8 protein-coding genes are annotated in these 8,137 nt (G+C 68.5%); 2 read left to right on the top strand and 6 right to left on the bottom strand.

What is annotated here, in order from left to right:
- Positions 1 to 128 precede the first annotated feature (128 nt).
- The 4 genes from ACWF9G_RS16745 to pgsA all read right to left on the bottom strand — a co-directional run bounded on the left by ACWF9G_RS16745 (position 129) and on the right by pgsA (position 2,831).
- The gene (locus tag ACWF9G_RS16745; protein ID WP_189024145.1) at positions 129 to 953 is read right to left on the bottom strand and encodes a PspA/IM30 family protein; all 825 of its coding nucleotides are present in this window, start codon (positions 951 to 953) and stop codon (positions 129 to 131) included.
- A 195-nt stretch (positions 954 to 1,148) separates the two neighbouring features.
- Positions 1,149 to 1,595 carry a helix-turn-helix domain-containing protein gene (locus tag ACWF9G_RS16740; protein ID WP_452516215.1) on the bottom strand — a complete coding sequence of 149 codons (447 nt, stop codon included), beginning with the start codon at positions 1,593 to 1,595 and terminating at the stop codon, positions 1,149 to 1,151.
- Positions 1,596 to 1,686: 91 nt separating this feature from the next.
- The gene (locus ACWF9G_RS16735; protein ID WP_379308927.1) at positions 1,687 to 2,178 is read right to left on the bottom strand and encodes a CinA family protein; all 492 of its coding nucleotides are present in this window, start codon (positions 2,176 to 2,178) and stop codon (positions 1,687 to 1,689) included.
- Positions 2,175 to 2,831 carry a CDP-diacylglycerol--glycerol-3-phosphate 3-phosphatidyltransferase gene (pgsA, locus tag ACWF9G_RS16730; protein WP_379308928.1) on the bottom strand — a complete coding sequence of 219 codons (657 nt, stop codon included), beginning with the start codon at positions 2,829 to 2,831 and terminating at the stop codon, positions 2,175 to 2,177. The genes ACWF9G_RS16735 and pgsA overlap by 4 nt, the downstream gene beginning before the upstream one ends.
- A gap of 256 nt (positions 2,832 to 3,087) precedes the next feature.
- Between pgsA and ACWF9G_RS16725 the strand changes: the two genes are divergently transcribed.
- Positions 3,088 to 3,654, top strand: coding sequence for an amino-acid N-acetyltransferase (locus ACWF9G_RS16725; RefSeq protein WP_189024153.1), 567 nt, complete (start codon positions 3,088 to 3,090; stop codon positions 3,652 to 3,654).
- A 35-nt stretch (positions 3,655 to 3,689) separates the two neighbouring features.
- Positions 3,690 to 4,052 (top strand): YciI family protein, encoded by a 363-nt coding sequence (locus ACWF9G_RS16720; RefSeq protein ID WP_452516212.1) that lies wholly within the window; start codon positions 3,690 to 3,692, stop codon positions 4,050 to 4,052.
- A 54-nt stretch (positions 4,053 to 4,106) separates the two neighbouring features.
- On the opposite strand, the gene ACWF9G_RS16715 is transcribed toward ACWF9G_RS16720, so the two are convergent.
- Positions 4,107 to 5,087, bottom strand: a complete 981-nt coding sequence (locus tag ACWF9G_RS16715) for a TerC family protein (protein ID WP_452516211.1) — start codon at positions 5,085 to 5,087, stop codon at positions 4,107 to 4,109.
- Positions 5,088 to 5,535: 448 nt separating this feature from the next.
- Positions 5,536 to 8,085, bottom strand: a complete 2,550-nt coding sequence (locus ACWF9G_RS16710; protein WP_452516210.1) for a DNA translocase FtsK — start codon at positions 8,083 to 8,085, stop codon at positions 5,536 to 5,538.
- Positions 8,086 to 8,137 lie beyond the last annotated feature (52 nt).

Below are 8,137 nucleotides of genomic sequence, written 5' to 3'. Positions count from 1 at the left end.
CGCCGCGCTGGGGGGGTGGGGGCCGTCCGGGCTATCTGGCGCGTTTGCTTCGGCGACGAAGGAGCAAACAACGGTGCCTGATCGCCGGGACAGGAGGAGCCGCGACTCGAGCGCGCCAGCGCTCCGAATTACTGCTGTGCGGTCTGGCCCTTGTTGATCTGCGGTGCCTGGGCGGGCTGCTGCTTGGCCGGGTCGATCGCCTGCGCGTTGTTGCCGGTGGGCAGTGCGTCACCACGCATCGAGGCGCGGATCTGCTCGAGCTTGCTGTGCCCGGCCATCTGGATGCTGGCCTGCTGGACCTCCATCATGCGACCCTGCACCGTGTTCTGCGCCAGCTCGGCGGCACCGAGCGCATTGGCGTAGCGCCGCTCGATCTTGTCGCGCACCGCGTCGAGGCTGGGGGTGGAACCGGGTGCGGACAGGGTGGAGTCCATTTGCTGCAGCGAGGCCGAGACCTGCTCCTGCATCTTGGCCTGCTCGAGCTGGCTGAGCAGCTTGGTGCGCTCGGCCACCTTCTGCTGCAACATCATCGCGTTCTGCTCGACCGCCTTCTTGGCCTGTGCGGCGGCCTGCAGGGACTGGTCGTGCAGCACCTTGAGGTCTTCCACCGACTGCTCGGCGGTGACCAGCTGGGCGGCGAACGCCTCGGCGGCGTTGGTGTACTGGATCGCCTTCTCGGTGTCGCCCGCGGCGGCCGCCTGATCGGCCAGCGTGACGGCCTGACGGGCATTGGCGTTGAGCTTCTCGACCTCGTCGAGCTGGCGGTTCAGCTTCATCTCCAGCTGACGCTGGTTGCCGATCACCGACGCCGCCTGCTGCGACAGCGCCTGATGCTGACGCTGCGCCTCCTCGATAGCCTGCTGAATCTGGACCTTCGGATCCGCATGCTCTTCGATCTTGGAGTCGAAGAGGGCCATCATGTACTTCCAGGCCTTCACGAACGGATTAGCCATCGATTGATCCCGCCTCCATCTGTGCGTCGCTCGTGCGACTGGTGGTGCGCGACCGTCACGCACCAGATATGTGCTTATCCTTCACCATGCGGCACCCGAGCCGGTGAGACCGGCCCCATCGACGCCTGATGAGAATCTATCCGTTCTCACCAGCGGTGTGCAGCGTCTCGCGCGTCCGGCACGTGGTTCGCCGCGTCACATTCCCTTCACCAGTACCAGCATCTCGGCCCTCGGCGCCGGGATGACGATGCGAGTGTCCTCGGCGATGCCGATCCGGGGGCCCTGGTCGGCCGCCATGCTCGCGGCGGCCGACTCGGGCGCGGCGGCCGGTTCCGCGGCGGGCTCGGCCGCGACGGCCTCGCGCTCGGCGGCGGGACCGGTCAGCGCGGGCTCGCGCGGCGCCGAACCGTCCGCGCCCGCCATGATGGTGCTCACGTCCCACAGCACCCGCGACAGCGGCACGTCCAGTGCCTCGCAGATGGCGGCGAGCAGTTCACTGGAGGCTTCCTTGCGGCCGCGCTCCACTTCCGACAGATAGCCGAGGCTCACGCGCGCCGAGGTCGACACCTCGCGCAGCGTTCGATGCTGGGCGAGACGCGCACGCCGCAGACTGTCCCCGATTGCCTCCCGCAGCAGCGTCATCTCGTTCTCCTCCACCTCGTGTCACCGCCGTAGCGGTGCTCACCTCTTTCTGGCACAACGTCGAGCATGGGCCGGTGGTTCCCGGACGCGGTCAGTTCGTCGTCACACAGCGCAGCAACTCCCGCACCGCGCTGTGCACCGCACCGATTCTGATCGTCCACCGGTCGCCGTCCAGTTTCAACCGGACCACTTCGCTGTGACTCGGACCGGCCAATCCGAGGTATACCGTCCCGACCGGGTGCCCGTCCTGGGAATCGGGTCCGGCGACTCCGGTCAGGCCGACACCCCAGTCGGCGCCACAGCGTTCCCTGGCGCCCACCGCGAGCTGCTCGGCGGTCGACGCGGCGACCGGCCCGTCGACCCGGAGGATGTCGTCGTCGACGCAGGCCAGCCGGTTTTTCAGGTCCGTGGCATACACGATCAGGCCGCCGCGCAGCACCGCGCTGGCACCCGGTACGCCTGCCACCGTCGCGGCCAGCAGACCCGCGGTCAGCGATTCGGCGGTGGCGACGGTCTGACCGGCCGCGGTCAGCGCCTCGACCAGTTCGGTGACCGGCGCGCCGTCGACGAGCGGATCGCTCACGAGCGGGACTCGCCGCGTCCGCGTCCCCCTGCCAGCCACACCCGGGCCGCCTGGCCGACGTAGTCCAGGCCGGTGATCACGGTCAGCGCCACGGCGGCGTACATCAGCACCATGCCCGCGGTCGCGAAGGCGCCCGACAGCGGCAACAGCAGCAGCGCGATGGCGATGGACTGGACCAGCGTCTTGAGCTTGCCGCCGCGGCCGGCCGGGATCACGCCGCGCCGGACCACCACCAGCCGCAGCAGTGTGATGCCGATCTCACGCCCGACGATGACCACGGTGATCCACCAGGGCAGATCACCCAGGATCGACAGCCCGATCAGCGCCGATCCGATCAGCGCCTTGTCCGCGATGGGGTCGGCCATCTTGCCGAAATCGGTGACCAAACCGTATTTGCGGGCAAGTTGCCCGTCGAAGCGGTCGGTGATCGCGGCCAGCCCGAACACCGCGGCGGCGATGACCCGCCAGCGCGTGTCGTGCCCGCCGTCGGCGAACAGCGCCAGCACGAACAACGGCACCAGCACGATGCGCGCGACGGTCAGCACGTTCGCGATGTTGAGCAGGGGAACCTGCGCGTCGGCGCGGTCGGGCATCGCCCGCGGCGGCGTTGCCGCCGTCCACCTGCGGTCGATCTCTTCGGGTCGCACGCTCATGCTGCGTCCATCCGGCCTGCTCGGGCGCTCTCCGTGGTTACGCAGGCTGCCTCCTCCGCGCGCTGACCTCTCATGCCCCGCCCTCTCGGCACTCACCGGCACTGCGCCGAAATCCACCTGTTTCGCCCGCGGTTTGCTCGCGCGGGTAGTGCCGTCCGATCCGGTCGTCGAGCCCGGCGCGATGCGGTGAGCGGAACGACAGGATGTGCGGCACACGTTCAGACTATCGGTAAGCGGGCCGACTACTGTGCACCCCATGACCTCACGGGGACCACTGGGTGGTTCGACCAGCGACGCGCATCCCGTCGCGCCCTCCGCAGCGCCCGTTTCCGGCGTGGTCGTCCGACGAGCCCGAACCTCCGACGTCCCCGAGATCAAGCGCCTGGTCGACGAGTACGCGGGCCGCATCCTGCTGGAGAAGAACCTGGTCACCCTGTACGAGTCCGTCCAGGAATTCTGGGTCGCCGAACTCGACGGCCAGGTCGTCGGCTGCGGTGCGCTGCACGTGCTGTGGGCCGATCTGGGTGAGGTGCGCACGGTCGCCGTCGATCCGGTGGTGAAGGGCCGCGGTGTCGGTGGCGCCGTCGTCGAGCGGCTGGTCGCGGTCGCGCGCGAGCTGCAGTTGCAGCGCCTGTTCGTGCTGACCTTCGAGGTGGACTTCTTCGGCAGGCACGGTTTCGTCGAGATCGACGGCACACCGGTCACCGCCGAGGTGTACGCCGAGATGTGCCGGTCCTACGACACCGGCGTCGCCGAATTCCTCGACCTCAGCTACGTCAAGCCGAACACCCTCGGCAACACCCGCATGCTGCTGACTCTCTGAATTTCCGCAAGTCCACCGCGAGAAAGTGATCGACCGTGCCGATCTTCGCCGTCCACTACACCTACACCGAAGCCACCGCGGCCGACCGGGCGACCAACCGCCCCGAACACCGCGGCTGGCTCAACGCGCTCGTCGACACCGCGGTGTCCCCGGCCGGGCCGGAGGCGGTAGCGAAGCGTGACCACGCAGGCCCCTCGGGGACACCGCTGTCGAGCACTGCCACGCTGCTCACCAGCGGCCCGTATCCGGACGGTACGGGCGCGCTGCTGATCTTCCGCGCCGAGAACGCGCCGTCGCTGACCACGCTGCTCGCCGACGACCCGTTCGCGAAGCTGGGCCTGATCGAGGCCGTGCGCGTCGTCGAATGGCTGCCGGTGATGGGCGCCTTCGCCGAGTGACCGGCCGCTGACACGGCACTGCCCGGAACCATGGTGGTTCCGGGCAGTGCGCGTTCAGGAGGAGGTGGTGTTGCGGGTCTTCAGCAGGCTCGCCACCGTGGCGACGATCAGAATGCCGATGATCACGCTCAGCGACGCCGGGGTGGAGATCTCCGGCACGCTCACGTGCTCACCGCCGTTGATGAACGGCAGCGTGTTCTCGTGCAGGGCGTGCAGGACCAGCTTGATGCCGATGAACGCCAGGATGGCGGCCAGGCCGTAGGACAGGTACACCAGGCGGTCGAGCAGGCCGCCGATGAGGAAGTACAGCTGGCGCAGGCCCATCAGCGCGAAGGCGTTGGCGGTGAACACCAGGTAGGGCTGCTCGGTGAGGCCGTAGATGGCCGGAATCGAGTCGAGGGCGAAGAGCAGGTCGGCGAAGCCGATGGCCAGCAGCGCCAGCAGCAGCGGTGTCACCACACGTTTGCCGTCGATCCGGGTGACGAGTTTGTCGCCGTCGTACTGGTCGGTGGTCGGCAGGATTCGCTTGGCCAGCGCGACGATCCTGCTGTCGCGTTGCTGCTCGTGCTCGACCTCGTGCCCGCTCTCGCGCAGCAGGTTGATCGCGGTGTAGATCAGGAACGCGCCGAACAGGTAGAACACCCAGCTGAACGCGCTGATCGCGGCCGCGCCGACGGCGATGAACGCACCGCGCATCACCAGCGCGAGCACGATGCCGATCAGCAGCACCTTCTGCTGGTAGATCCGCGGCACGGCGAAGGTGCTCATGATGATCAGGAAGATGAACAGGTTGTCGACCGAGAGCGCCTTCTCGGTGACGAAGCCCGCGTAGTACTCCCCCGCGTAGGTGCCACCCCATTTCCAGGCGACGAACAGGCCGAACAGCAGCGCCAGGCTGATGTAGACGGCCGACCAGAAGCCGGATTCCTTGAACGTCGGTTCGTGCGGTGTCCGCACATGGGCGAAGAAGTCGAAGACGAACAAGCCGAGGATCACCAGACCGGTGATCACCCACTCGAGCGTGGTCACCTGCATGTGGTGGTCCGATCGATGAAGTTCATGCGGTCCATCATGCCCGAAATGTCCGTTTCAGTCGGCTTTGCGGAACGATTGCCCGCCATGATTTCACACACACGCGGCCTGACCTGCACCTGGCCCGGTCGGCGCGGCGGATAAATCCGTTTCGCGGCGCATCCCCCGCTGCTACCGTCGACGCATCGTCACAAGACCCGCACCCCGAGAGGAGCTAGCCGTGAACGGATCCACCGCGCAGTACGAACGCCGTGTCGATATGCACCGGCTACCCCTGGGTGCCGGGCTGCCGCAACGCCTTTCGTGCGTGCGCAGCGCCTGCTGACCGGCTTCACACCGGCCTGATCCAGGCACTCTCCCCACACCCGTACGCCACCGCGCCTCCGGTCCCTCCTCGTTCGTCGCCGTCTGCTCCCGGCACGGTCAGAGCAAACCAGCAACGCGCACCGACCTATTCGTCCTCGGCGCCACCGGGGTCGCCGCCACGGATCGACCACAGCAGCCCGTCGAGCTCGTCGGGCTTGATCAGCACATCGCGCGCCTTGGACCCCTCGCTGGGCCCGACGACGCCGCGGGTCTCCATCAGGTCCATCAACCGGCCCGCCTTGGCGAAGCCGACGCGCAGCTTGCGTTGCAGCATGGAAGTGGAGCCGAATTGCGAGGTGACCACGAGTTCCACGGCCTGCAGCAGGACGTCCATGTCGTCGCCGATATCGGGGTCGACGTCCTTGACCTCACCGGCCTTGGCGGCGGTGACGCCCTCCTGGTATTCCGGTTCGGCCTGCGTCTTGCTGAACTCGACGACCGCGTGGATCTCCTCGTCGGAGATGAACGCGCCCTGCAGACGGGTCGGCTTGCCCGCACCCATCGGCAGGAACAACCCGTCGCCCATGCCGATCAGCTTCTCCGCGCCCGGCTGGTCCAGGATGACGCGGGAGTCGGTGAGCGAGGAGGTCGCGAAGGCAAGGCGCGAGGGCACATTGGTCTTGATCAGGCCGGTGACCACGTCCACCGACGGGCGCTGGGTGGCCAGCACCAGGTGGATGCCCGCCGCACGCGCCTTCTGGGTGATCCGCACGATCGCGTCCTCGACGTCACGCGGCGCGGTCATCATCAGGTCGGCGAGCTCGTCGACGATGGCCAGGATGTAGGGGTAGGGCCGGTAGACGCGCTCGCTGCCCAGCGGCGCGGTGATCTGGCCCGATTTCACCTTCTTGTTGAAGTCGTCGATGTGGCGGACCTTGTTGGCCTGCATGTCCTGATAGCGCTGTTCCATCTCCTCGACCAGCCAGGCCAGCGCGGCGGCGGCCTTCTTCGGCTGGGTGATGATGGGCGTGATCAGGTGCGGAATGCCTTCATACGGCGTGAGCTCCACCATCTTCGGGTCGATCAGGATCATCCTGACCTCCTCCGGCGTGGCGCGGTGCAGCAGCGAGATCAGCATCGAGTTGACGAAGCTGGACTTACCGGAACCGGTGGAGCCGGCCACCAGCAGGTGCGGCATCTTGGCCAGGTTCGCCGAGACGAACTCGCCCTCGATGTTCTTGCCGAGGCCGATCACCAGTGGATGATGGTCGTTGCGGGTGTGCGGCGACTTGAGCACGTCGGCCAGGCGCACCAATTCGCGGTCGGCGTTGGGCACCTCGATACCGACCGCCGACTTGCCGGGGATCGGCGCGAGCAGGCGCACGTTCTCGGTGGCGACCGCGTAGGCCAGGTTGCGGGCCAGCGCGGTGATCTTCTCGACCTTGACGCCGGGGCCCAGTTCCACCTCGTAGCGGGTGACGGTCGGGCCGCGCACGAAACCGGTGACGGCGGCGTCGATCTTGAACTGCACCAGCACCTCGGTGATCGCCTCGATCATCGATTCGTTGGCGGCCGAACGCTTCTTGGGCGGATCGCCGTCGAGCAGCAGGGTCAGCGGGGGCAGCGTGTAGTCGCCGTCGACGACGCGATCGGTGACGAACTCCGGCTCCGACGGTGCGGGCGGGGTCTGGTCGACGACCTTGGCCGGCGGGCGTTTCCGCGCCGGTTTCGGTGCGGGTGCGGGCGGTTCGTCGACGATCGGCTTGGCATCGCGCAGCGGCGGTTCGCCGAGGGACTCGGTGAGCGCGTCGGAGCCGCCGAACTCGTCGGGCGGGTAGTTGTCGTCGGGGGTCTGGCCACGGCGGCGGGTGCGGTTGCGGTGCACCGGGAATCCGTCGGCGTCGTAGTTGGCCGGGTCGTACGGGTCGTCGTCGCCGGCGTGTTCGCCGAGGCCGAAGTACTCGCGCAGGGCCGATGGCACCTCGCGCACCGTGGTCCCGGTCAGCAGCAGCACGCCGAACACCATGGCCAGCAGCAGGATCGGCAACGCCAGCCACGGCGTGAGACCCTGCCCGAGCGGACCGCCGATGGCGTAGCCGAGCGCGCCCGCCGCCCGTGAACGTCCGTGGGCGTCGGTGGGCGACCCGGCGGCCAGATGCCACACGCCGAGGGCGGGCAGCACGACGAGCAGACCGCCCAGCACCAGCCGCGGCCGGATCTCCGGTTGCGGCTCGGTGCGCATGAGCAACACGGCGAGCGCGATGAACAGCAGCGGAGCCAGCCCGCCCGCCGTTCCCGCGATCGCGCGCACGACGTCTTCGAGGAAACGCCCGACCGGACCGCCTGCCGACATCCACATGGCGGCGGCGATGATCGCGCTGACCGCGATGAGCGCCAAGCCGATTCCGTCGCGCCGGTGCCCGTGCTCGATCTCGCCTGCCCGGCTCAGCGTGCGGGTGGTGGCGCCGACGCCGCGGGCCAGCATGGTCCAGCCGGTGCCGACGCCGCGCCCGATCACCGCCAGCGGCGCGGTGTTCGACGCGCTCCTGACCGGCCTGCGCGCGGGTGCGGTGCGCCCGCGTGGCGCCGCCGACGCTCGCGGAGTCGTCGAACGAGATCGCGCCGACGGCGTCTGCCCCCTGCTCGATCCCGCCCGCGCCCGAGAGGTCGTGGTGCTGCGGGACTTACCTGCCATGACCATCAGGCTAGCCGCTCGAGCACCGCCCGGACCATCCGCAACACTGGTC

It is taken from the genome of Nocardia sp. NPDC055029 (assembly GCF_053608525.1).
This window is presented reverse-complemented; position numbering and strand designations above follow the sequence as displayed.